Origin of the sequence: Campylobacter sp. FU_497 (assembly GCF_025772425.1) — a bacterium.
Taxonomy (GTDB): domain Bacteria; phylum Campylobacterota; class Campylobacteria; order Campylobacterales; family Campylobacteraceae; genus Campylobacter_D; species Campylobacter_D lari_C.
Map to the genome: position 1 here is coordinate 1 of NZ_JAKMSC010000033.1, position 2,500 is coordinate 2,500.

1 protein-coding gene is annotated in these 2,500 nt (G+C 28.8%); it reads right to left on the bottom strand.

Features of this window, described 5'->3' with window-relative positions:
- A partial coding sequence (locus L8W68_RS08140) for a hypothetical protein (protein ID WP_263675752.1) occupies nt 1-2,500 on the bottom strand: 2,500 nt, incomplete at both ends.

The following is a 2,500-nucleotide window of genomic DNA, read 5'->3' on the forward strand; positions in this document are numbered from 1 at the left end:
ATTCAAAGGTAGGCGTTTGTTTTTGGGAATTAGCCACTTGGCGAGAGATTTTTTCATAGTCATCGTTTTCATTACCATTAGTTGTTACTTTTTCTAAATCAGGTATTAACAATGCTACATTATCAAATTGTCCTTTGATAGTAAAATGTTCATTAGAATCAGCACTAGCTTTATCTTGCCATTTTTTTAATGTTATTTGATTTTTAGCTATAGTGGTAGCTAATTCTCCACTACGTTGGTTTAGTCTATCTACTTCAGCTTTTAAAGCATTTAAAGTTTCTTCATTTTTTATAGCAGGGTTTTCATTGATTTTTTTAACATAGTCATTGTATTTAGCTATAGCTATTTTAAGTTGCTCTTGCATGAGTTTTAATTGAGCTAAGGCATTATTAGAAGATTCAACTAGGGGTTTTAATTTATCATTAATAAATGCTAAAAGATTTGCTTTGTTTGTTTTGAATTTATCATATTTAGAATAAACTATTTTATAATCATCATGGAATTTTTCTAATATTTCTTTCATACCTTTTTGACCATATAAAGCTTCCAAGAAAGATATGCTTTGAGCTATGCTTTCACTTAGACCTTGAATTTTGCTAAGATCTTTTATATCTACCCAGTAATTTCCAGCAAATATTTCATCAAGCCATTTATTTAAATCTTCTGCACTAATTACATCATTACTATCTAAGATAACATCAGGATCAGTAGGATCTGTAGGATCGGTTGGCTTAGATGGTGGTGTTATATTAGGTTTTTCTATAGTATTTGCTTTAGATAAAAAGTCATTATAAACACTTTCTTGGGTAGAATCATTATATGTGTGGATATTTATTTTATCTGAAACATAGCCGTTTTTGTTAAAGTCATTCCAATAATCTTTATCAGCTGTTGCATTACTTAAATCATTTTCGTGGTTGTAGATGTGGATATTATCAAAAGTATATTCAGCATAACCATACCTATCAGCACTTCCAAAGAATTTACCATAATTATCACTATTATTAAATTTTATATTGGAATTAAAAAACACATAGATATTCTTAAAATGCGATTGACCTTTATTAATATGCCCAACAAAACCACCTAAACTATTTGTAACACCATTGCTATTATTAATATTTCCTATGTTATTTAAAGAGATATTTGAAAAAATACTACCTCCGTTAATAAATCCGATAAAACCACCTGTACTATTACTATTATAACCACTACCATAGATATTACTATTGCCAATAATATTTTTTATACCATCTAATGAAATATTTGAATAAATAGCCCCTATTTCACTAAAGGTGTAACCAACAAAACCACCTAAAGCTGTATAACTATCACGACTATAACTACTACCACTAATATTTCCTATATTATTTAAAGAGATATTTGAATATAAAATTTGTTCTTCTTGCCAACCAACTAATCCTACAAAACCACCCACATTACTACTAGAACTTCCATAGCTATAAGTGCTTTTAGTACTACCACTAATATTTCCTATATTATTTAAAGAGATATTTGAATAACTCCCTTTCCCTTGTATACCTCCAGCAAACCCTCCTGTTGAATCATTAATATTACCATTATCGACACTATGATTGCTATTGATATTTCGAATATTGTTTAAAGAAATATTCGAAAATATTCCATTACTTATACGTCCAGCAAACCCTCCTGTTGAATTAAAAGAATGATCGTAGTTGCCATTATTGTTAATATTTTTTATATTTTTTAAAAAAATATTTTCAAAATTGCCATTATTTACAAAACCAACAAAACCACCTACTTCGTCAGCATTTTCTGCTTTAATGCTTCCACCCATATAATCAACATTAATATTTTTAAAAGCAACCCCTTCAACTTTACCAAATATACCTACATGCTTTGGCTTATTATCCAAGCTTGTTGTATCTATGTTGATATTACTTAAAGTAAAACCTTGACCGTCAAATGTTTTAGTAAAAGCATCTTTAAATCCTACTATCATATTAGTACAACCATATCCATCTATACAATAATTTGCATAGTTTTGCCAATCTTTTCCTTCCTTGCCTTTACCCTGATTACCACCAAAATCTATATCATCTACTAATTTATAGGTGCTAAAGAAATCTCTCATGCCATTTTTATCTTCATTCCACCCTTTAGCAAAGTGCCACCAATCAACATCAGAACCTATAATTGCATGTTTTTCAAATTTATCTTTAGTTACTAATTTTTTATTACCTAAATTTGTTTTATCTATGTTGTTATATTCTTGAGTAATAAAGTTAAGTTTGCCTAGACTATTACCATAATTATAATAAGATGTAGTAGATTGTTGTAAAGAACCTTTTACATAAGCACTAGCTATAATAGAATTTGATTTAATTCCATCTACTAATATATTGACTTCATTCCCCACCAAATGAACTTTATTGGCTATATTACCACTTGGATTTTTTAAAGCATCGCCACTAACATTATCATTATGTTTGCCATTGATATGGCCACCATCTATACT